The organism is Nocardia puris (genome assembly GCF_003315035.1).
GTDB lineage: Bacteria > Actinomycetota > Actinomycetes > Mycobacteriales > Mycobacteriaceae > Nocardia > Nocardia puris.
Map to the genome: position 1 here is coordinate 153,728 of NZ_QNRE01000010.1, position 21,888 is coordinate 175,615.

The following is a 21,888-nucleotide window of genomic DNA, read 5'->3' on the forward strand; positions in this document are numbered from 1 at the left end:
TGAAGACGGGCTGAGCGAGCAGGTCCTCCCCCAGGTCGAAGGCGAGGATGCGGGGATGCCGTGCGCGGCGAGGTGCCGGTTCTTCGCGTTGGGGTGCTGGGCGCGCGGGTGAGGCAGTACCACAACTAGCCCGGCACCCTGGGACCCATGGCCTCGCCCTCACTCCGCCCCGGCCAGAAGTGCGGATGGACGCGGCGGAGTGAGGGGCGCGCATTTGCGTGCCCGAGGCAGTTCAGCGCGGAAGGTGCTGTGCCGGAGAGTGTTTACGATAAGACCGCCGGCCAGATGGCCGCCTCGATACCACGCGCACCGCCGGCCACTCTGCACGCCGCTGGCGTATTCGCCGGGGAGGTCATCCGCACAGGAACCGGTGCACGTCCTAGAGCAACCTGCTACCTCGGCGACCGGCGCCGTCGCCCGCCACGACGGCAGCCTGGAGGCCGTGTGTGATGCTCTCCGCCCGGACGTGCGGGTGCTACTTCGAATCCGCACGGTAGCTCGAGCCGCCGGCGCCCCTGGAACACGCTGCTTGGGCCAGCGGCAGGGAGGCCGCGAGCGTCAAGGACACCGCTGCGCGCCGGGCATGGTCATCACCGAATCCGCCTCGGTGATCGCATCGTCGAGGCGGTCCTCGTTCACCGCGCCCGCCGAAGAAGCCCGACCTGCGTGGCGACAATCTGCGGGTGCTGTGGAAGCGCCGGGGGCGCGAGCCTCCACGAGTTCCCGGGCCGTGGGAGTAGGAGGGTTGGCGGCGAGCGCCGGCTCAGATCGTCGCGCCGTAGCTGGCGCCGGCAGTCCCGCCGAGGATGCCGCCGACCACCCCGCCCGCGACGGCGGCGGGGATGCCGAGGGCGGCGGCGCCCGCCGCGGCGCCGACGCCGAGGCCGATGAGGGCGCCCGCTCCGGCGGTGGCCGCGCCGGCACCGGCGATGACGGGTACCGCGCCGGCGAGGACGGTGGGCAGGGTGGCGACGGCGGCGGGGCCGGTGGCGGCGGCGACCACGCCCGCGATGGCGGCCGCGCCGGCGGCGGTGGCGCCCGCGCCGACGATCACGCCGATGCCGGCGCCGACACCCGCGCCGAGGGCGCCGCCCGCGACGCCGCCGACGACGGCGGCCGGGACGCCGGCGATGGCCGCGCCCGCCAAGGCCCCGCCGACCGCGCCCGCGGCGGTGGCGGCGGCGATCTTGTCGGAGCGGCTGGGGTTGATGCCGACGGAGCGGCCCTGGGTGGCGATGAACGCCTCCACGTCGGCGGCGGTGCCGTTCACACCGCCGAGGAGGTCGTCGGGCACCTCGTCCGGGACGGGGGTGCTGAACTCGCCGACGCGCAGGGTGCGCGGCGGCGGGGCGATCGGGGCGACGGGCTCGACCGGCTCCGGCAGGTGCAGGTCCTCCACCGCGATGGGCGGCGGGGGCGGGGCGCTCGGCGAAGGAGCCGGGCGCTGCTGCGGGCGCAGGTGCTGGACCGGCGCGTCGTCCGAGGGGCCGGGGCCGGTCAGGTTGTCCTGGTTCGGTGCCGCGACGCCCGGCTGCTCCGGTGTGGGAGCGGGCGCGGGCGCGCTCGGCGTGGTGACGCCGGGCTGCACCGGCGCCGGATCGGCGAGTGCGGTGCCCGCGCACGCCACGGCGATCGCCAGCGGCAGCGCCCCCACCATCGGCCGCACACCGCGCCGGCCGTTCATATCTCGATTACGCCGCGCCACAACACCCTCACTTCGGTTCGAGCACGCCACGTCCCCGCGTGCCGTGCGCAGGCACGATAGCCGTCATCGATCAGATGCTGTCAAGTCGCCGGTTATCCCCAGGGCCGCCCGATTCGACCCGATTCCGGCACATTCCGGCCGCTCGGAACAATCATCCGCACATCAAGATCATTTGCTGAAAAGTGACTATCACCGCATTGCGGAACCGAACCGCGGAACCTCCGGCCCGGATCACTCCACACCCATCCCCAACCGGCGCAACGGCCCCCAACTCACCGCGACTCCCCACGGATCAACGCGGCGAGGGACTCGCGATCCGTCACATCCATCTTCGTGCACGCGCGGTACAGATGCCCCTCGACGGTGCGCACCGATACGGTGAGGCGGTCGGCGATCTGGCGGTTGGACAACCCCGCCGCGACCAGGTTCGCGATCTCGCGTTCGCGGGCGGTGAGCGGGAGGGGTTGGGCGGTCTGGCGCAGCGCCGGGGTGGCCGCGCCGCCGCAGGCCGCGGCGAGGCGGTTGGCGTTGGCGGCGGATTCGAGGACGCGGCGGCGGTCGCCCGCCCGCTCGTGCGCCGAGGCGGCCTGGGCGGCGGCGTCGGCGGCGGAGAGCTGCGCGCCGATGGCTTCGAATTCCGCTGCGGCGGCGTCCAATCCGGGCCCGTCGTGCGCGGCGAGAGCCACCGCGTGTTTGGCCTGCGCCTGCACCAGCTGTCCGTCGATGCGCGCGGCGAGATCGGCGAGCCGGCCCGCCACCGAATGGTCACCGAAGCGGGCGGCCGCGTGCAGCGCCATCGCCTCGATGGCGTGCTGATGGGAGCGGGCCGCGGCGTCGGCCGCCCCCAGCGCCAGTTTCACGGCCGGGGTGACGCTGCCCTCGGCGGCCGCCGCGCACGCCTTCGCGATCTGCAATTGCGGTTCGTAGACGGCGCTGTGCCGCCCGCCCCGGCGCACCGCCTCCGCGATGGACTCGGTGGCGTCGCTGCCGCGCCCCAGCGCCGAATACGCTTCGGCCAGGCGCACTCTCGCGGGGAACAGCCAGGCCGCCGCGCCCTCGGTGGTGAGCGCGGCCAGCGCCTGTTCGAGGTTCTCGATGCCGTCGAGGAAGCGCCCCTGCGCCACGTCGACGGTGCCCTGCAGGATCTTCGACATCCCCCACGCCAGATACTGTCCCGGCGCCGAGTATCCGAAATACGAAGTGGCGCAACGCCTCGCCGCTTCGAGCTCGCCGGTGAAGGTGAGCGCCAGCACTTCGGCGTGGGTGGACATGAACCGGTTGAGCCCGTCGATCTCGGTCTCCACCTCGTGCCCGCGCGCGGTGTATTTGCGGGCCGCCTCCCCTTTGCCCATGAGCGCCAACGCGAGTCCGCCGCCGAACGCCGCCCACCACACCGCCCACGGCGGCGCGTCGGGCATGGTCATCACCGAATCCGCCTCGGTGAACGCGTCGTCGAGGCGGTTCTCGTTCACCGCGCACGCCGAGGAGAGCCCGGCCAGCGTGGCGACGATCTTCGGGTGCCGCACCCGGGCGCGCACCTGCGCGAGCACGTCGTCGGCGCGATCGGCATCGCCCATGGCCCACAACAGATTCGACACGCGGGTGCTGCCCCAGCGGGCCAGCTGGACTTCGTTGAGCTGGTCGGGATCGAAACTGGCCAAGGTGCGTTCGGCCTCGATGCGGTGCCCCTGCCACAGCAGCGCCCGCGCCAGCAGATCCGCCGATTCCACACCGCCGCGCCGTTCCACCGCCGCCCGCGCGAACCGCTCGCCGAGCGGCAGATTCGCCAGTCCGATCGCATCGGCGGCCGCCGCCTCGAACAGTTCGAGATCGGCGGATTTGTCACTGTCCAAAGCCAATTCGGCCAATCGGATGCGATCGGCGGCCGAGTTCACCGGGCGCTCCTTGAGCGAGGAGTACAGCCGCCCACGTAGTCGCCGCGCCGAGGCGATTCCCAATCGGCGGCGGATGACCTCGCCGAAGAGCGGATGGTTGTAGCGCACGATCAGCTGGTGGGAGTTCTCCACCACGCGGATCACGCCGCGCGTCTCGGCCGCCTCCACCGCGTCGTCGCCGGCGAGTTCGGTGAGCACGTCGAGGTCGATCGGCTCGCAGAAGGTGAGCAGTTCCAGCACGCGCAGCACCGGTTCGGGCAGCTGCTCCACCCGATCCTCCAGCAGCGCGGCCAGTTCCGAGGTGACCGCGGCGCGCCCGCGCAACTGCCACACGCCGTTGACCTGCCGCAGCGTGCCCGCCTCCAGCGCACCCTCCACGAGATGCCGCAGGAACAAGGCGTTTCCGCCGGAGGACTCCCACATCAGGTTGGCGGTGAACCCCTCCAGCTGCCCGCCCAGCATCGATTCCACCAGCCGCACGCTCTGCGGCTGGGTGAACGGCCGCAGGTCGACGCGCAGCAGATGCCCGTCCTTCCACAGCGAGGTCACCGCGTCGGGCACCGGCACGCCGCTGCGCACGGTCGCGACGATGTGGGCCGCCTTGTCGATCGCCAACTGCAGCAACAGCGTTGCCGAGAGCTGGTCCAGCAGGTGCGCGTCGTCGACGCCGATGATGGTGTGGCCCTCGGCGAGCAGGGCTTCCCGCGCCGCCGCCATGTACGCGACCGGGTCGTGCGCGGTGTACACGCCGACCATGTGCGCGAACACGCCCAACGGGATGCTGCGCGCCGATTCGGTGCCCGCGACCCAGCGCACGCTGCCGCCGACGGCGGCCGTGGCCTGCCTGGCCAGGGTGGTCTTGCCCACCCCCGCGTCACCGGTCAGGATCGCGCCGACATACGCCGGGCCGGTCAGCGCGGAGCGAATCGTCTCGAACTCGCTCTCCCGCTCGATCATCGGCCAGTTCCGAGCCATGCGTCAACTGTAGATCTTCGCGGTTCACCACGGGTGAAACCGCCGGTGGCTCAGCCCAGCACGTCGTGGCGCACGATCGTCTGATCGCGGCCGGGACCCACGCCGATGCAGGAGATCCGCGCGCCCGACAGCTCCTCGAGCCGCAGCACGTAGGCCTGCGCGTTGGCGGGCAGCTCCTCGAAGGTGCGCGCGGCGGAAATGTCCTCCCACCAGCCCGGCATCTCCTCGTACACGGGCTTGGCGTGGTGGAACTCGGTCTGCGTGGTCGGCATCTGCTCCACGCGCTCGCCGTCGATCTCGTAGGCGACGCACAGCGGCACCCGCTCCAGGCCCGAGAGCACGTCCAGCTTGGTGAGGAAGTAGTCGGTGATGCCGTTCACACGGGTGGCGTAGCGGGCGATCACGGCGTCGAACCAGCCGCAGCGGCGGGCGCGACCGGTGGTGACGCCCACCTCGCCGCCCTGCTTGGCCAGGAATTCGCCCCACTGGTCGAACAGTTCGGTCGGGAACGGGCCCGAACCGACGCGGGTGGTGTAGCACTTGAGGATGCCGAGCACCGTGTTGATCTTGTTCGGCCCGATGCCCGAGCCGACGGCCGCGCCGCCCGAAGTCGGGTTGGACGAGGTCACGTACGGGTAGGTGCCGTGGTCGACGTCGAGCAGCGTGCCCTGCGAACCCTCCAGCAGCACGGTCTCGCCGCGCTCGAGGGCCTCGTTGAGCTGCAGGCGGGTGTCGGCGATGCGGTGTTTGAAGCTCTCCGCCTGCGCCAGCACCTCGTCCACCACCTGCTGCGCGTCCAGCGCGCGGCGGTTGTAGATCTTGACCAGCACCTGGTTCTTGAACTCGAGCGCGGCCTCGACCTTCTGGGTGAGGATCTTCTCGTCCAGCACATCGGCCACGCGCACGCCGACGCGGGCGACCTTGTCCTGGTAGCAGGGGCCGATGCCGCGGCCGGTGGTGCCGATCTTCTTGTTGCCGAGGAAGCGTTCGGTGACCTTATCGATGGCCACGTGGTACGGCATGATCAGGTGCGCGTCGGCGGAGAGCAGCAGGCCGCTGGTGTCGACGTCGCGCTCCTCCAGGCCCGCGAGCTCGTCGAGCAGCACGCCGGGATCGACCACCACGCCGTTGCCGATGACGTTGCGCACGCCGGGAGTGAGGATGCCGGACGGGATCAGGTGCAGCGCGAACTTGTCACCGTTGGGCAGTACCACGGTGTGACCGGCATTATTGCCGCCCTGGTACCGGACGACCCATTGCAGTCGGCCACCGAGCAAATCGGTAGCTTTGCCCTTACCCTCGTCGCCCCACTGGGCGCCGATGAGGACGATTGCCGGCATCGTGGTGTCTCCTACGGTTCGACGCGCAACACACCTGTGTTGCAGCTACCTGCCGTACTGAGGCGGTGGCCGGAAGCACAGCTTACCGAATGCCCCTGGCCACCTCGGCGACCAGGCACCGCCGCCGGGTCACAGTAGCGACTCGGGCCGGGCGGGACCGGATGATCGCGACTATGGTGGCTCCGGGCGGTCCCGGGGCAGCGAGTCCGTCCGGCGAGCGAAGGATGTCGACGGGCGAGTTGTCGGCGGGATTCGAGGAGGGTGTACGGCAGTTTGAGTACCCACGTTGTCCGCTGCGACGGCGCCCCCGTCCCGATCGCCCTCGCCGCGCTGCCGACCACTCAGACGGCGGCCCTCCCCGACCCGGCCGTCATCGATGAACTCCTCCCGGTGCTGGCCGCCGACAGCCTGCCCCGCCTGATCGTGCTGGGCGAGGACGCCGGATTGGCCGCTGTCCTCACCCATTTGATGCGCACCGAACGACTGCACGTGGAGATCGGGTACGTGCCCGTCGACAAGACCTATGGTTCCCGCGCGTACGAGACCGGCACGGGGAACGCCGCCGCCAAACGGGCGATCGAGGGCAAAGCGCGCGAAACGCCGCTGATCCGGGACGACACCGGCAAGGTGCTCATCGGCCGCGCCACCCTCAACGGCGTGGAAGGTGCGAAGCTGGAAGGTGAAGCGTACGTGGACGATACGCTGCTGTTCACCGGAAAGGTCACGGCGATGCACGTTTCGCCGACGCTGCACATGCCCGGCGTGCGGGCGACCGTGGAAAAGGGTATGCGCAAACGGCGTTGGGTCGAGGGGCGCGCCGCGCAACTCGGCACCGTGGGCGCGGTGGTGACCCGCGACGGCATCACGACCGAACGGCCCGTGCCGCGCTCCACGTTCTACCGGCATCACGAACCCTGGCTCCTGGTGCGATGAATTACTCCCTGCCGCAACGGCGTTCGGGGCGGGGAGCCGTGCGGCCCAGCCCGGTGTTCCTGCTCGTCCTCGCCGTGACGCTCGGCGGCGGTGTGCTGGCGTGGCTCTCGGACTACGGCTCGACCGAAGCCAAGGTCGGCGTGTTCGTGATGGTGGTGGCGGGGTGGATCGTCACGCTCTGCCTGCACGAGTTCGCGCACGCTTATATGGCGTGGCGGGCGGGTGATCACGAAGTGGAGTTGCGCGGGTATCTCACGCTCAACCCACTGAAGTACTCGCATCCGCTGCTGTCGATCGTGCTGCCGGTGGTGTTCATCGCGCTCGGCGGTTTCGGCCTGCCCGGCGGTGCGGTGTACGTGCACACGCACAGCGTGAGCGCGCGGATGCAGCGGATCATCAGCGGCGCGGGCCCGGCCGTCAACGCGGCGTTCGCGGTGGTGCTGCTGGTGATCGTGGAGATCTTCGGCAGCCAGACCTCGCATGCGGCGTTCTGGTACGGGCTGGCGTTCCTCGCCTTCCTGCAAGTGACGGCGGCCGTGCTGAACCTGCTGCCGATCCCGGGACTCGACGGCTACGGCATCCTCGAACCCTCGCTCAGCTACCGGACGCGGCGGTCGCTGGACCAGCTCAAACCGCTCGGCATGCTGCTGCTCTTCGCGCTGATCCTCACACCCGCGATCAACGGGCCGTTCTTCGATTTCATCTACACCGTGTGCGGGGTGTTCGGCGTGGAGTCGTCGTGGATCGCGCGCGGCGCCGGTCAAGTGCGGTTCTGGCTGTGATCCCCCCGGTCGCCCGGCTCGCGGCGTGAACCGGGCGACCTTCTCCGCCGAGCCGCCGTGCCCACCCGCAAGGCCACCGTATCCAGAGAACGGGTGTTTCGGCAGCGTCGCGCGAAGTGTGTCGACCGCGACACCCCTCGAATCACCGCGGTCTGGATAGGACAGTAGGGGCGCTGGTCGTGCGGGTCGTGAGTAGTGGACTACCCGAACAGTGGGGTGTGCGGGGCGTGGAATGTTCGGGCAGAGCCGGATTCAGCGAGTAGAGGTGCTGATCGCGCCTGGTGGGCGGGGATTCGCGGGAGGTGTGCGCACATCGGATCCGTCCGATGCCGATTCGGTTGCCGAAGGTATCCCGGGCCCTGATTCAGCCGTCAGAGAGCGTCAATCCTCCGGCCGCACATACGGATTGGGAACCGTGGGCGGCAGCAGCGCTATCGCCGAGATGCGGTTCATCCCGCACACCTGCATCAGATCGACCACGATCGACCGCACCTGGGCGAACACCACGTGCGCCGAAAGTCCCGCGCCCTCCACCAGTTCCGGGCGGGCCGCCTTCGCGACCGAACGCAGCACGCGGGCGGCCTCGGCCTGGTCGGGTTGTTCGCCGGGATCGGCGAGCATCATCTTGCGCACCACCTCCACCGACTGCGCGAGCCGCTCCACCTCGTCGATCAGGCGCGGGTCGAGGATTTCGTCGTCGCGCACCAGGGTGAGCGAACGGCGCAGCAGCACGCGGGTGTTGCGGATGGCGTTGTCGAGCGGGTCGGCGGTGGCGCGGACGCGTTCCAGGCGGGCCCGGGAATTCCAGTACAGCGGTGAGATCCGGCTGATCTCGCGGCCGCCCTCCAAGCTGGAGCGCAGCGAATCGATCTTGGGCTGGGTGTCGCGCGCCTGCGCGAGCGCGTCGCGGATCTTGTCCGGGTCCTGTTCGAGCAGGCCGTCGGCGCAGTCGGAGAGGGCCTTGCCCATCACGGCGAGGATGTCGGCCGCGTGCTCACGGGCGCGGCGCACCGGGTGCAGCGGGATCGCCGCCACCACGATCACGCCCACCAGGCCGCCGACCAGCGCGTCGATCATCCGGGAGAAACTGCCGCCCGCCGAGGGCGGCATGAGCGTGGCCACCAGTACCGCCGAACCGGCGGCCTGCATGGTGATGACCGAACCGCCGTCCAGGAACACGGCCAGCGCCATCGCCACCGCGACCACCAGCGCGATCTGCCACGCCCCCGAGCCGACGCCCGAGATGAACAGATCGCCGATGCCGATGCCCACCGCGACGCCCACCACCAGCTCGAGCGCGCGTTTGATGCGCGCGCCGAACGAGATGCCGATCGACACCACGGCCGCGGTCGGCGCGAAGAAGGGCTGGACGTGGCCGATGATGTTGTGCGCGACGAACCAGGCCAGCGCGGCGCCGAGCGCGCACTGCACGATCGGCAGGGCGGACAGCCGCAGCCGGGCCGACGCGCTGCGCAGGCGTTGCAGGCTGTCGGCCTTCGCCGTGCCGAAACGTCCCGCCGCGGGCGGGCTCGGTACCGCGCTCACCCGCCGCTCAGTCGAGGCCGAGCTCGGCCGCGGCGCGCGGGTCGCAGTCCTCCAGCAGGTCCAGGCAGCGGGCGTACTCGTCGGCCTCGCCGACGGCGCGGGCCGCCCGCGCCAGCGCGCCCACGCTGCGCAGGAAGCCGCGGTTGGGTTCGTGGCTCCACGGCACCGGGCCGAAACCCTTCCAGCCGTTGCGGCGCAACAGGTCCAGGCCGCGGTGGTAGCCGGTGCGGGCGAACGCGTAGGCGGCGACGACGTCGAGGTTGACGACCTCGTCCGCGCCCGTCACACCCCCGCGCTCCAGCGCCGCCTCCGCCAGGTGCGCCCACGCGATCGAGGCCGCCGGATAGTCCGCCGCCACCCGCACCGGGTCCACGTTGTCGAGCAGCGCTTCCTCCGCCTCGGAGATTTCCGGGAGGAGCACAGGCTGCGGTCCGAGCAGATCACCGAACGAAGTCATGCGCTCATTGTGCACCGCGTGGGGACGGGGGTGGGGTGGGGAGCCGTGCGGGGGCACCATGCGCATGAACGCGGGCAGCACGGGCTCGGGTGCGGTGGGAGCCCGTGCGGGACCGGCTGCGCCCCGGTCCGGGCATCCACCAGTGGTGGACGTTGCCGGTTCGAGCCCTCAACACCGCCCGAAAACCAACGTCACGTTGTGCCCACCGAACCCGGCGCGGGCCGCGGCGCGGGTAAAGACCGTGCGGTGTTCGCGCTGGCTATTAGGCTGGCGCACGAGTTCGATTGTTCAGGCTGAGCGAGGGGTAGTAGGTGTCCGACCCGAACGACAACAAGAACCGGGCCGACGGCGGCGCTGGTTCCGCCGAACAGGCCGCCGCGCGGGATGCGCGCGGTGAGAACCCTGCGCCGCAGGACACCGCGAAAGGCGGGGCGCGTCCCGGTGACGGCGCGGGTGGGGGTGCGCCCAGTCGTTCCGGCGCCGACGCCGATTCTCCTGCGGGACAGGCGGATTCGCGCGGAGGTGATGCGCCGACCACCGAGATCCCGCAGAGCAGTCGCGCTCCGGGCACCTCGGGAACAGCTGCGCCGGAGGCCGTCGGCGGACGGGTCGAGGATCAGCTCGCCGACGCGAAGACCACCGAGATCCCGCGCAACTCGCGCGGTGACGAGGAACCGGTGACGGAGGGCGGGGACGAGTCCGCCGCCGAGGGACGTGCACCCGTGGTGGCACCGCACGGTGATGTCTCCGGCTCGGACACCGCGGGCGAGGGTGGAGCGGCGGGTGCGGAATCGCGCAATGCCGGTTCGGCAGAGGACGCGAAGACGGTCGCGTTCCCTCAGGTGGCCGCGGGAGGTGGGAGCACGGCAGCCGGCGGCCCGGGTAACGAGGCTTCGGCCGGTGGAGCCGGCAGCGGTGCGGTGACGGGTTCCCAGGAGGCGGACGCGAATACCGAGGCTGGTGCGAATTCATCGAGGACCGAGGGTGACGCGGGAGCGGGGGATGTACATAGCGCTGCGGCTGCGGGCGCGACAGCAGCTGCCGCCGCGGGTGTAGCGGCCGGGGCCGACGGTGACGCGGAGCCCGCGCGAGGAGCGGCAGGCAACGGTCCGGCCACCGGCGGTGCGGCAGCCGGGGGCGCCTCAGCCGGCGGTACAGCAATCGAGGGTGCGGCGGCCGGGAACGCGGCAGCTGGGGCCGAGAGCGCGGCGGCCCCACCCGGGAACACGACAGCCGGAGCCGAGAGCACGGCAGCGCCCGGAGGTCTGGAGGTGGCCGGGAGCGCCGGTGAGCGTGGGGCGGACGCGGCGGGTTCGGAGGGGGCGGATGCCGAAGACGCAGACGCTCAGGACTCGGAAGGGGGTGCGGGGCAGGGGGATTCGGAGGTTCCCGAGCCCGGGGCCGAGCACGCGACGATGGTGATGCGGCGGGTCGATCTGCTCGCCGATGACGAGGACGGCGGGGCGGGGCCCGACGCGCAGACCGTCGTGATGCGGCGGGATCAGCAGGGGGAGCCGGATATCGCCGGGGCCGACGCGGCGACCGTCTCGATGCCGATCGCGCCGCACGCCGGTGACGCCGACGCGCAGACGGTGGCGATCCCCGTGCAGCGCCCGACCACCGACCGCGTCGTTCCGCCCGGCCAGCGCCAGCCCTTGAGCAAGCCACCGAACACCCCGCGGCCCGCGTCGGGTCCGCGGCAGGCCGGACAGCAAGGCGCGTCCGGTCCGGTGCAGGGACCGTCCGGTCCGCAGCACCAGGGCCCCGGCGCCTCCCATCAAGGGCCGCGCGGCCCGCAGGCACAGGCCGACCCGGCGGGCTCAGGCCGACCGGGCCGTCCCGAAACCGACGCACCCCGGCCCGCCGCTTCCCCGCAGGGTGGCAGCACCCCGCAAGGCGACGGTCCCCGACCGGGTTCCGACGCGCCGCAAGGTTCCGGACCACAGCCGGGTGGTGGCGACCGGTCGGCCGACGACAAGCGGGACTCCGGCGCGAGCAAGCAGGGCCCGAGTGCCGCGGCGCTCGGTGCCGCGGGTGCCGCCCTCGCGGCCGGCGCTACACCGGGTCCCGGCGACGGACCGAGTGGATCGCGGCACGACCACGGCGGCGCCCCGCAGCAAGGACCGGCCGAGGCCACGCACGATTCCGAGGCGGGTCGACCGGGCGGCTCGGCAGCCGATGCGGCAACTGCTGCGGGAGGCGCGGCCGCCGCCGCGCAGGATGCCGGATCACCGACTGCCGCCGGTCCGCAAGGGCGTGGACCCCAGCAGGGCCCGGGGCAGCGCGGGCCCGGTGGGCCGCAGGGGCCCGGACCCCAGCAGGTCGCCGGTTCGCCGCAGGGCGGTCCACAGCACGGGCCGGGCGCACCGAAACAGGGCCCAGGTGAGGCACCGCTCGGGCCGGGCGGGCCGCAGCAGGGGCCCGGCCAACGTCCGGGCTCGCAGCAAAGTGCGCAGCAGGGTCCGGGGCAACGCGGGCCCGGTGGGCCGCAGGGGCCCGGACAACAGGGCAGCCAGCCGCGGCCCGGGGCGCAGCAGGGGGCCGGTAGCCAGCAGGGCCCCGGACAACAGGGTCCCGGCGGCCCACAAGGCCCCGGCCGGCAAGGCGCCGGTGGGCCGCAGGGACGGGGACCCCAACCGGGCGGACAGCAGATCACCGGCTCGCCGCAGGGCGGGCCCCAACAAGGGCCGCCCAAGCAGGGCCCGGGCGGAGTGCCCCTGGGTCCGGGCGGGCCGCACCAAGGTCCCGACCGGCGGCCAGGTCCTCAGCAGGGTCCGGGTGGTACACCGGGCAGTCCGCAACAGGGGCAACCCCAACCCCCGCACCTGACGAAACCCGCTCCCCCGCACCAGGACGACGTGGAGACGACCAGACCGTCGTCCACTCCCCCTGGCGCACCGCGACCGGGCTCCGCCCCTTCCCCCGCGGACCAGAATGCCACCCGCCCCGCAGCCTCCCTGGCCGGACAGGGCCGGGCGATCGCACCTCCGCAGCGGGTCGAGCCGGCGGCGGCGAAACCGGCGGGCGACACGCCCGGGGAGCCGGGCCGTCCGAAGAAGTGGTTGCTGGCGGTGGGCGCCGCCGTGGTGGTCGCGGTGCTCGCGGTGGCCGGACTGGTGGCGCTGCTGACGGGTGGCGACAGCCCGGAGGAGCAGGTGCGCGCCACCATCTCCGACTACACCGGCGCGCTGCGCGACGGCGATCTGAGCACGCTGCGCAGCAGTACCTGCGGCTCGCTGCACGAGTACTACCGCGACATCCCCGAGGAGCAGTTCGCCGGCGTGCACCAGATCTCCCGGGAGCAGGGCACGGTCCCGGTGGTGGACAGCGTGGACGCGATCCGGATCACCGAGGACACCGCGATCGCGCAGGCCACGGTGTACACCGAGGCCGATCCGGGCAACCGCACGCAGCGCACGTTCGACCTGCAGCGCACCGACGACGGCTGGAAGGTGTGCGACCCGCCCGCGGCGAACCCGTAGGGACATCGAATCGGTAGGTGTGACCACCCTGGTAGACGGTGCGGGTGGTCACACCTACTTGGTCAGCGGACCGGTACGGCCAGTAGCATGGCCCGATCATGGGCAGGGAGCAGACGATGGCGCAGCCGGACACCGGCACAGTGGACACGGCGACGCTCGCGGGACGGCGATTCCTGGTACGCGACCACTACGAGGTCGGCAGGGAGAAGATCCGCGAGTTCGCGAGCGCGATCCAGAACGCGCACACGGCGCATCACCGCGCGGCGGACGCGCTCGCGCTCGGCTACCCCGGCGTGGTCGCGCCGCCCACGTTCGCCTCGGTGATCGGGGTGGCCTGCACACGCGCGCTGCTGGATTCGGTGCTCACCGACTACCACCTGACCCAGATCCTGCAGACCGACCAGGTTTTCGAGATCCACCGCCCGATCGTGGCGGGCGATTCGATCCGCACCGGCATCGTGATCGAGTCGATCCGCCAGTTCGGTGACAACGACTTCATCACCGTCCGTTTCGAATTGGTCAATCAGCACGGCGAGCTGGCGCAGGTGGGGTCGACGACGATCGTGGCGCGGCGCGGCGCCGAGATCGACCCGAACCTGACACAGACGGTCGAGGCCATCTACATGCATCCGCGCCCCGCGGGCAGCACCGACCCGAGCGCGCTGGTCGACGCTCCCGACGCGGTCACGGCCCCGGCCGCACCGGCCGCGCCGGTGCACACCCGCCCCGATTTCGACGCGCTGTCGGCTGGTGACGTGCTCCCCGCGGCCACCGCGAGCCTCACCCGCGGCGACCTCACCAACTACGCGGGCGTCTCCGGCGACCCGAACCCGATCCACTTCAGCGAGAAGGCCGCCCGGCTGGTCGGCCTGCCGACGGTGGTGGCGCACGGCCTGCTGACCATGGGCCTCACCGCCGACTACGTCACGTCCTGGCTCGGCGACCCCACGGCCGTCGAGAAGTTCAGCGTGCGGTTCTCGGGTTACGTTCCGGTGCGGGCGGATTCGGCGAGCGAGATCGAATTGGGCGGCAAGATCAAGTCGCTCGATCCGCGGCGCCGCGCCGCCACCATCGTGCTGACCGCGACCTCGGAGGGCCGCAAGCTCTTCGGCCGCGCGGTCGCCGAAGTGCGCCTGAGCTGAGGTTCTCCGAAACCCCTTGTCACTCTTCGATTTCGGCGTGCATCAAGTACACGTTGTAATCGCTCCACGTGGTGATGTTGAAGTAGAGGTCCGACCCCGTCGACCACGGGTGGATGAACCCGCCGTAGAGCTCCGGGTAGTCCAGCACGGTCACCGTCGGCGACGGCTCGGACCACACTCCTTGCGGTGAATCCGATTCGCGCACCACGATCGCCGCGCGCGAGGTGTCGAGATAGCTCATCTGCCAGACGTCGCGGCTCGCGTCGAACCGCACCGACAGCTCACCGGCGGGCGCGTGCACCACCGGCGTCGCGCCGCCCGCACCGCCCACGGGCGTCCACTGTCCGTCGCGCCAGTACTGGTAGGCGGTGACGTTGAGGATCTGGTCCTTGGCCACCCGCGCCAGCCCCACCGCGCCCAGCCGGGTGTTGGGCGTGCCGAACATGTAGACGTGGTCGCCGTGCGGAACCATCGCGCTCACTTGGAAATTCGACAGCCCGAAGATGTTGTCCCAGCGCGCGTGCGGGTCCTTGGTCCAGGTCTGCCCGCCGTCGTCGGAGTAGGCGATGCCGCCGTAGTTGGTGTAGAAGGTGCCGGGCAGGCTGTGCCAGGTGCGGATGGACATGTAGCTCAGGTACTGCCGGTCGCCGAGGGCGAAGCCGGAGGTCGGGATGGTGGTGATCTCGACGTTGTCCATCTTGCGGCTGGACAGGATCTCGGCGGCGTGGCAGCGGCTGTCGGTGACCATCCGGTCGTAGGTCATGCCGTCGGACAGGTCGCGATCGGAGCTGAACGCCAGCACATTGCTGCGCCAGTCTCCGCCCATGCCGCCGGGCGGGTGGAAGCCCTGCCCCACGGTGTCGCCGAACGCGACGGCGATCTCGCCCGGCGCGCTCTCCCACATGATGCCGAGGTCGGTGCCGTCCACCTGCCAGCGCTTGTCGGTGCGGTTCACCGAGTTCGCGCCGGTCTGCTTGGACACCTCGCGCACGTTCCTGACGCGGGGCGCGGGCCGCTGCGCCGACACGGGCGCGGCTTCGACGGGTGGTTCGACGCGCTCCGGGGGCGGCGGCACGTCGCCGGGGTCCGGACCGGGCCCGGGGACGGCGAAGTGAAAAGGCTGGGGGTTCAACAGGATTTCGGGAATCCCGAGCTGTGTGGCCAGGCTCGGCGGCGGCTTCGGGCCGTCGGTGAGGTCGGGGCACGGGTTGACGCACGGGTCCTCGGGCAGCGTCATCTCGGTGCGCACGGGCTCCGGATCGGGCCGCTGCGGCGGCAGCACCGTGATCACCGGATACGGCACAGGCACCTCGAGCGTCTTGGGGATGAGCGGCTCGTGCACCGGCGCCGGATCGGTCGCGCACGGCCCCGCGCCCGGCACCGGCGGCTCGGGTTGCGCGAACGCGATCGACCGATCGCCGTACAGCAACGCACCAGCACCCAGCACCACGGCTCCGACCGCGGCCAGCACCCGCTTGGCCATGCACCAACCCCTCGACGCTCCGCCGAACGCAATCGGGCTAGACCCTACCGGGCGCGCGGCGAATCCACCGGAAACGGATCGAAATACACCGGGCAGCACCCTCGCCATGCGGCTCGGACGGGAGCACGATGGAAGATGTGAACAGCTCGCCCACCCGCCGATGGGCCGCCGCGGCCTGCGGCGCGCTCATCCTGGCCGGCACCGCGGCCGCCGTCGCGCAACCCCCGCCCGGCGCCCCGCTCACCCGGCCGTCCGACCATCCGATTCCGACCGAACGCAACGGTCCCCGCTACGGGAACCAGCCGAAACAGGACAGCGAGGAAGACCAGCCGCGCCGCGTGCCCTACATCAACTGCACGCAGGTGATCAACGACGGCGCGTGGCCGCTGTATCGCGGGCAGCCGGGCTATTCGCGGCTGCTGGATCGCGACGGCGACGGCATCGCCTGCAACTGACTCAGGACACGGCCTCGAAGGTCAGGATCGTCGCGCCGATCCGGATCGCGTCGCCGTCGGCCAGCAGTGACCCGCTCTCGATCGGCTCCTCGTTGATGTAGACGCCGTTGGCCGAATGCAGATCCTTGATGAGCAGGCCGGCCCGGCTGGGCATGATGTGCGCGTGGTACCGGCTGGCCTTGGGGTCGTCGAGCACCAGGTCGTTATCGGTCATCCGGCCGATCCGCATGCCGCCCATCGCGATCGGCAGCACGCGCCCGTCGGCCATCCGCAGCTGCCCGCTGCGCACCGCGCGCGGCACCTCGGTGACGGTCTCGGTCATGGCGGCCGCCAGCCGCTCGGTGCGCTTGAACTCGACGGTGTTCAACGGCTCCTGGCGCAGCACCCGCTGTTCCAGCTCGACCAGCGCCGGGCCGGGATCGATGCCCAGTTCGTCGGCGAGCACGGTGCGCACCCGGCGGCAGGCGTCCAGGGCGTCGGCCTGACGGCCCGACAGGTACAGCGCCGTGATGAGCTGGCCCCACAGCGGTTCGCGCAGCGGATGCTCGTTCGTCATCGAGACCAGTTCGCTGATCACCGAAGCGGCACGGCCGCAAGCGATCTCGGCGTCGATCCGGGCCGCGACGGCGAGCAGGCGCTCCTCGTCCATCGCGGTGGCGAAGCCCTCGGCGAATTGCAGGCCCGCCAGATCCGAGAGCGCGCGCCCGCTCCATTCGCGCAGCGCCTCGCCGAACAGCTGCGCCGCCTGCTGATGGTCGCCGCGGTCGGCCGCCTTGGCCGCGCTGTCGCGGGTAGCCTCGAAACGGCCGATATCGCAGGCTTCCTCCGGGATCTCCAGCCGGTATCCCGACGACTCGGTGCGCAGCACCTGCGCCGGATCGACACCGGAATTGCGCAGCGCCTTGCGGATGTTGGAGACGAACACCTGCAGGCTGGCGGCGTAGGAATCCGGCGGATCCTCGTTCCACACCATGTCGGCCAGCGCGGCCGAGGCGACGGCGCGCCGCCGGTTCACGGCGAGCGCGGCCAGCAGAGCTCGCGGCTTGGGCCCGCCGACCGCCACCGGCTCACCGCCGACGAACAACCGGACGGGCCCGAGCACACGCACGTCAAGACTCATGAGCTCGGGCCCCCGAAGTACGAAAGAAGGGTCAGGCGCTGATCGACCGTCCCGCGGACTTCAGATCATTGCACGCCTCGACGATGCGCGCCGCCATCGAGGTCTCCGCCTTCTTCAGGTAGCTGCGCGGGTCGTAGGTCTTCTTGTTGCCGACCTCGCCGTCGATCTTGAGCACACCGTCATAGTTGGTGAACATGTGCGCCGCCACCGGACGGGTGAACGCGTACTGGGTGTCGGTGTCGACGTTCATCTTCACCACACCGAAGCGCAGCGAGTCCTCGATCTCGGACTTCAGCGAGCCCGAGCCGCCGTGGAAGACGAAGTCGAACGGCTGCGCGTCGGCGGCCAGGCCCAGCTTGGCGGCGGCCACGCGCTGGCCCTCGGCCAGCACCTCGGGCTTGAGCACCACGTTGCCCGGCTTGTACACACCGTGCACGTTGCCGAAGGTGGCGGCCAGCAGGTACTTGCCGTTCTCGCCCGCGCCGAGCGCGTCGATGGTCTTCTCGAAGTCCTCCGGCGAGGTGTAGAGCTTCTCGTTGATCTCGGCCTCGACGCCGTCCTCCTCGCCGCCGACGACGCCGATCTCCACCTCGAGGATGATGTTGGCGGCCGCGGTGGCCTTGAGCAGTTCCTTGGCGATCTCGAGGTTCTCGTCGATCGGGATGGCCGAGCCGTCCCACATGTGCGACTGGAACAGCGGCAGGCCGCCCGCGTTGACCCGCTCCTGCGAGATCGCGATGAGCGGGCGCACGAAGGTGTCCAGCTTGTCCTTCGGGCAGTGGTCGGTGTGCAGGGCGATGGTGACGTCGTACTTGGCGGCGACCACGTGGGCGAACTCGGCCAGCGCGACCGCGCCGGTCACCATGTCCTTGACGCCGAGGCCGGAGCCGAACTCCGCGCCACCGGTGGAGAACTGGATGATGCCGTCGCTGCCCGCGTCGGCGAAGCCCTTGATGGCCGCGTTGATCGTCTCCGACGAGGTGCAGTTGATGGCGGGGAAGGCGAACGAGTTCGCTTTGGCCCGACCGAGCATCTCGGCGTAGACCTCCGGAGTCGCGATGGGCACTGTGAAGACCTCCGTGTCGTGCGGCGTAGGCAGAAGCCAATTCTGTCAGGCCTAACCCTAGAGGCTGGAGCGTTTCGCCAGCCATGGGGCCCTTGGTCACGCGGGCGTGGGCCAGACCACAACGGTGGGCGGAACCGGAGGTGAACGGCCCGGTTAACCGCCGGTAATTTGCCGCTCGAGGGGGGATTCTCAGTTCGGCACGGTACTGTGGGGCCCGGAAATCGAGGTCGGCGCTCCCTTCGGGCGGGCCGATCGGATCGGACAGGAGGCCGCGTGATTGGGCAGGCAGTGACGACTTCGGTCACGAGCGATCTCGCGCTGACGAACGAGACCACCCGCTGAGGCCGGTGTCCACCGCTTCGACGCCCCTCGCGCTGGGCAGTTTCGATCCTCTCCTCTCGGCGGGTCCCGCACTCGTCTGGACAGTGGTCCTGACCTTCGTCTTCCTGGAGTGCGCGCTCATCATCGGGCTGTTCCTGCCCGGGGATTCGATGTTGATCACCGCGGGCATCGTGATGGCCTCGCACGCCACCGGAGAGGCGCAGGTGTGGGCGCTCTCGGTGGGCGCCATGGTCTCCGCGATCGTCGGTAACCAGGTCGGCTACGTGGTCGGGCAACGCACCGGGCACCGCCTGGTGGCGCGCAAGGACGGCCGCTACATCAACACCCGCAACCTACAGCGGGTGGCCGAGTTGCTGGCGCGGCACGGATTCCTCGCGGTGCTGGTGGCGCGCTGGATTCCGTGGGTGCGCACGCTGTGCCCGATGGTCGCGGGCGCGGCGGGCATGGACCACCGCAAGTACACGATCGCCAGCACGCTCGGCGCGATCATCTGGGCGCCGGTGCTGTTGCTGATCGGCTACTACGCGGGCGGATTCCTGCAGCGGGTGCCCTGGCTGATGCCGGGCGTGGTGTGCCTGCTGGTGATCGGGTTGATCATCGGCACCGTGATCGGGATCCGGCAGTACCGGATGGAGATGGCCCGCCCCGCCGAGGACTTCGACGTGGAGATGGACGACGCTCCCACCGCGGTGCTGCCGCGCGTGGAGTCCTGAACCCGGCGCTCAGAGCCCGGCGCCGCTCACCTGGTAGGCCGCCTCCATCAACATCCAGCCCGACAGCTGCACCGACAGGTCGCGCTCGGGCACCTTCGACGCGGTGACCGACCCGCCCGAGGTGAAATGCCCCGCGCCCGAGGTGCCGCCGGGCAACTGCGCCGGGCGGCTCCAGTCGGCGCCGAACAGCGGCTCGCCCTCCACCTCGAGCCGGTTCGCCCACGCCGCCTCCGCCGAGGCGCGCACCAGGGCCGCGGCGGCCTTGCGATCCTCGACCTGCTGACGCTCGTCGCCGGGCAACATCAGGGCGACCACCGCCAGGTACCGCGCCAGGATGCCGTTGAACAGGCCGCCGTCCCCGCCGCCACCCCCCTTGACGACACCGCCCGCCGTCATGTGCTCGGCGACGGCCGCGAGCAGGTTGTGCACGCGGTCCAGATGGCGCTGTTCGCCGGTGTGCACGGCCAGTTCGGTCTCCACACCGAGCACCACGCCCTGGCAGTAGGTGAACGTGGGGCGTTCGATCACGCCGGAGGGCAGGTGGATGCCGTCCAGGATCAGGCCCGACTCCTCGTCGCGCAGCGTCGTGTCCAGCCAGTCCGCCATCTCCTGGCCGCGGGCGTGGCGGCCGAGTCGGACCAGCGCGATCGCGGCCGGACCGTTGGCCGGGGCGTTGAAGTAGTCGCTGCGCACCCGCCACGGGATGCCGCCGCCGATCTCGGGCTGCCACGCCTCGTACAGGCGCTTCTCCAGCGCCACCAGCGCGCCGCGCGCCTCGGTGATGCCCTGCGTGCGCTCGGCGCGCTCGAGGGCGATGGCCAGCCAGGCCATGTCGTCGTAGTACTTGTTGGTCCAGCCCGTGAGGTTGCGGGCGCGATGCGAGCGCACCAGCTCGCCGATGCGCTTGCGGCGGGCCGGGGTGGGGGTGCGGTTGGCGGCGTCCACCGCGCAGTCGATCAGGTGGGCCTGCCACCAGTAGTGCCAGGAGAAGAAGGCGCGCTCACGCCGGGTCGCGGGCCAGCCTACGACGCCCAATTCCGTTCCGGGACATACCCACAGCGCCCGCAGGTGCCGGGAGACGATCGCGGATTCGGCCATGTCCGCCCGCTCCGACCACAGCGCGGGCGTCGATGCAGCATCCTGCCCGGTGTGCGGGCTCCGCGAGGTCATCTCTCAATGGTGCCAGCTCCGAACGAATTCTCGCCGCCGAATTGTTACCCGGCCGACGCCGAATCGTGCACCCGGCGGCCGGGAGTCCCGCGATCGGCGCGGTCGCCGAGCCCCGTCGGCCGGCACGCGCGGGACGGCCGCGCACCCCGCACCCGTTCACCAAGCCGTCGACAGGTCCGCGTGCTGACGAATCCACGCGTGCATCGCGATGCCCGCCGCGACACCCGCGTTGATGCTGCGCGTGGAACCGAACTGCGCGATCGAAACCGTCATGGCCGCGGCGTCTTTCGCGTGATCGGTGACGCCGGGGCCCTCCTGCCCGAACAGCAGCAGGCACTCGCGCGGCAGCTGCGCCGTCTCCAGCGGGACCGCGCCGGGCACGTTGTCGACGGCGACCACCGCGAGGCCGTGTGCCGCGGCGTACTCGACCAGGTCCGCGACGCTCGCGTGATGTTCGAGGTGCTGATAGCGGTCGGTGACCATGGCGCCGCGACGATTCCAGCGGCGCCTGCCCACGATGTGCACGGCGGCCGCGGCGAACGCGTTTGCGGTGCGCACCACGGTCCCGATGTTGGCGTCGTGCCCGAAGTTCTCGATCGCCACGTGGAACGGGTGGCGGCGGGCGTCGATGTCGGCGACGATCGCCTCGCGCGTCCAGTAGCGGTAGGCGTCGACCACATTGCGGCGGTCGCCGTGTTCGAGCAGTTCGGGGTCCAGGCGCGGATCGTCCGGCGGGGGCGTGTCGTGTTCGGCGCGCCACGGGCCCACCCCGTGCGGGTGCTCGCCCCACTCGGTGGGTCCGGGTAGGTCCTGCTCCGGCGGCGCTTCGTTCACGCCGACGATGCTAGAGCGGCCGGTCAGGACGGCGAGGTGGAGGCCACCACCAGCGAGATCACGATGATCGCGACGACGCCGATCACCACCAGCAGCATCAGGATCGTGCCGATCACGCCGCAGATGTAGCCGGCCTTGACGTTGCTGCGCCCGCCGATCGCGCCGCCCGAGGCGTCGATCTCCGCCAGCGCCTTGCGGCCCAGGAACCACGCGACCGGCGCGAACAGCTGGCAGAACACCAGGCCGAGGATGCCGAGCACCAGGATCGTGGTGGCTTGGGGATGGTCCGGCGGCGGACCGTACGGGCTACCGTAGGGCTGTGGATAACCGGACGCCGGTGGCATGGACATGCACTCGATGCTAACTCCCGGCAACCCTTCGATGGTGTAGCTGGCCACACCCGCGATCCGGGGGCGGGCTCCATCGAGAACGCGGCCGCACGCGAGAAA

Annotated in this window: 17 protein-coding genes; 6 read left to right on the forward strand and 11 right to left on the reverse strand. The window is 71.2% G+C overall.

The features are described 5' to 3' along the window. Positions 1 to 763: 763 nt before the first annotated feature. The 3 genes from DFR74_RS23290 to DFR74_RS23300 form a co-directional block, all read right to left on the reverse strand. Entirely contained in the window at positions 764 to 1,684 is a 921-nt protein-coding gene (locus tag DFR74_RS23290) for a hypothetical protein (RefSeq protein WP_113975257.1), read from the reverse strand. 293 nt (positions 1,685 to 1,977) lie between these two features. After that, positions 1,978 to 4,575, reverse strand: coding sequence for a helix-turn-helix transcriptional regulator (locus tag DFR74_RS23295; RefSeq protein WP_113975258.1), 2,598 nt, complete (start codon positions 4,573 to 4,575; stop codon positions 1,978 to 1,980). Positions 4,576 to 4,625: 50 nt separating this feature from the next. Further along, the gene (locus tag DFR74_RS23300; protein ID WP_067513092.1) at positions 4,626 to 5,915 is read right to left on the reverse strand and encodes an adenylosuccinate synthase; all 1,290 of its coding nucleotides are present in this window, start codon (positions 5,913 to 5,915) and stop codon (positions 4,626 to 4,628) included. A 273-nt stretch (positions 5,916 to 6,188) separates the two neighbouring features. Between DFR74_RS23300 and DFR74_RS23305 the strand changes: the two genes are divergently transcribed. Continuing rightward, positions 6,189 to 6,848, forward strand: coding sequence for a hypothetical protein (locus DFR74_RS23305; RefSeq protein ID WP_228789818.1), 660 nt, complete (start codon positions 6,189 to 6,191; stop codon positions 6,846 to 6,848). Beyond that, complete coding sequence (locus DFR74_RS23310; RefSeq protein ID WP_067513096.1) at positions 6,845 to 7,630, forward strand: site-2 protease family protein; 786 nt, start codon at positions 6,845 to 6,847, stop codon at positions 7,628 to 7,630. The genes DFR74_RS23305 and DFR74_RS23310 overlap by 4 nt, the downstream gene beginning before the upstream one ends. A 381-nt stretch (positions 7,631 to 8,011) precedes the next feature. Here the strand turns inward: DFR74_RS23310 and DFR74_RS23315 are convergent, their stop codons facing one another. Together DFR74_RS23315 and DFR74_RS23320 are read right to left on the reverse strand one after the other, a co-directional pair. Beyond that, positions 8,012 to 9,106: an FUSC family protein gene (locus DFR74_RS23315; RefSeq protein ID WP_067513160.1), complete on the reverse strand. Its 1,095-nt coding sequence runs from the start codon at positions 9,104 to 9,106 to the stop codon at positions 8,012 to 8,014. A gap of 76 nt (positions 9,107 to 9,182) precedes the next feature. After that, positions 9,183 to 9,632, reverse strand: a complete 450-nt coding sequence (locus DFR74_RS23320) for a DUF3151 domain-containing protein (protein WP_067513161.1) — start codon at positions 9,630 to 9,632, stop codon at positions 9,183 to 9,185. 2,858 nt (positions 9,633 to 12,490) lie between these two features. On the opposite strand from DFR74_RS23320, the gene DFR74_RS23330 reads away from it, so the two are divergent. Both DFR74_RS23330 and DFR74_RS23335 read left to right on the forward strand, forming a co-directional pair. Further along, positions 12,491 to 13,114, forward strand: coding sequence for an Rv0361 family membrane protein (locus DFR74_RS23330; protein WP_147265889.1), 624 nt, complete (start codon positions 12,491 to 12,493; stop codon positions 13,112 to 13,114). Positions 13,115 to 13,212: 98 nt separating this feature from the next. Continuing rightward, complete coding sequence (locus DFR74_RS23335) at positions 13,213 to 14,256, forward strand: fused (3R)-hydroxyacyl-ACP dehydratase subunits HadA/HadB (RefSeq protein ID WP_067513100.1); 1,044 nt, start codon at positions 13,213 to 13,215, stop codon at positions 14,254 to 14,256. A gap of 19 nt (positions 14,257 to 14,275) precedes the next feature. Here the strand turns inward: DFR74_RS23335 and DFR74_RS23340 are convergent, their stop codons facing one another. Further along, a complete protein-coding gene (locus tag DFR74_RS23340; RefSeq protein ID WP_067513102.1) occupies positions 14,276 to 15,739 on the reverse strand; it encodes a DUF4185 domain-containing protein in 1,464 nt (487 codons plus the stop codon). 137 nt (positions 15,740 to 15,876) lie between these two features. Here DFR74_RS23340 and DFR74_RS23345 point away from each other — a divergent pair, with 137 nt between their 5' ends. Further along, positions 15,877 to 16,194 (forward strand): excalibur calcium-binding domain-containing protein, encoded by a 318-nt coding sequence (locus tag DFR74_RS23345; RefSeq protein WP_232331878.1) that lies wholly within the window; start codon positions 15,877 to 15,879, stop codon positions 16,192 to 16,194. 1 nt (position 16,195) lies between these two features. On the opposite strand, the gene DFR74_RS23350 is transcribed toward DFR74_RS23345, so the two are convergent. Beyond that, on the reverse strand, positions 16,196 to 17,314 hold the full coding sequence (locus DFR74_RS23350) for a BTAD domain-containing putative transcriptional regulator (RefSeq protein WP_067513106.1): 1,119 nt from the start codon (positions 17,312 to 17,314) through the stop codon (positions 16,196 to 16,198). A gap of 31 nt (positions 17,315 to 17,345) precedes the next feature. Further along, positions 17,346 to 18,380 carry a class II fructose-bisphosphate aldolase gene (gene fbaA, locus DFR74_RS23355; RefSeq protein WP_067513108.1) on the reverse strand — a complete coding sequence of 345 codons (1,035 nt, stop codon included), beginning with the start codon at positions 18,378 to 18,380 and terminating at the stop codon, positions 17,346 to 17,348. A 347-nt stretch (positions 18,381 to 18,727) separates the two neighbouring features. Here fbaA and DFR74_RS23360 point away from each other — a divergent pair, with 347 nt between their 5' ends. After that, positions 18,728 to 19,435: a DedA family protein gene (locus DFR74_RS23360; protein ID WP_067513110.1), complete on the forward strand. Its 708-nt coding sequence runs from the start codon at positions 18,728 to 18,730 to the stop codon at positions 19,433 to 19,435. A gap of 9 nt (positions 19,436 to 19,444) precedes the next feature. On the opposite strand, the gene DFR74_RS23365 is transcribed toward DFR74_RS23360, so the two are convergent. From DFR74_RS23365 to DFR74_RS23375, 3 genes are all read right to left on the reverse strand, one after another. Continuing rightward, positions 19,445 to 20,533 (reverse strand): glycoside hydrolase family 76 protein, encoded by a 1,089-nt coding sequence (locus DFR74_RS23365; protein WP_084538073.1) that lies wholly within the window; start codon positions 20,531 to 20,533, stop codon positions 19,445 to 19,447. 228 nt (positions 20,534 to 20,761) lie between these two features. Beyond that, positions 20,762 to 21,448: a TrmH family RNA methyltransferase gene (locus tag DFR74_RS23370; RefSeq protein WP_407675233.1), complete on the reverse strand. Its 687-nt coding sequence runs from the start codon at positions 21,446 to 21,448 to the stop codon at positions 20,762 to 20,764. A 14-nt stretch (positions 21,449 to 21,462) separates the two neighbouring features. Continuing rightward, positions 21,463 to 21,789: a DUF4190 domain-containing protein gene (locus DFR74_RS23375; RefSeq protein WP_067513117.1), complete on the reverse strand. Its 327-nt coding sequence runs from the start codon at positions 21,787 to 21,789 to the stop codon at positions 21,463 to 21,465. Positions 21,790 to 21,888 lie beyond the last annotated feature (99 nt).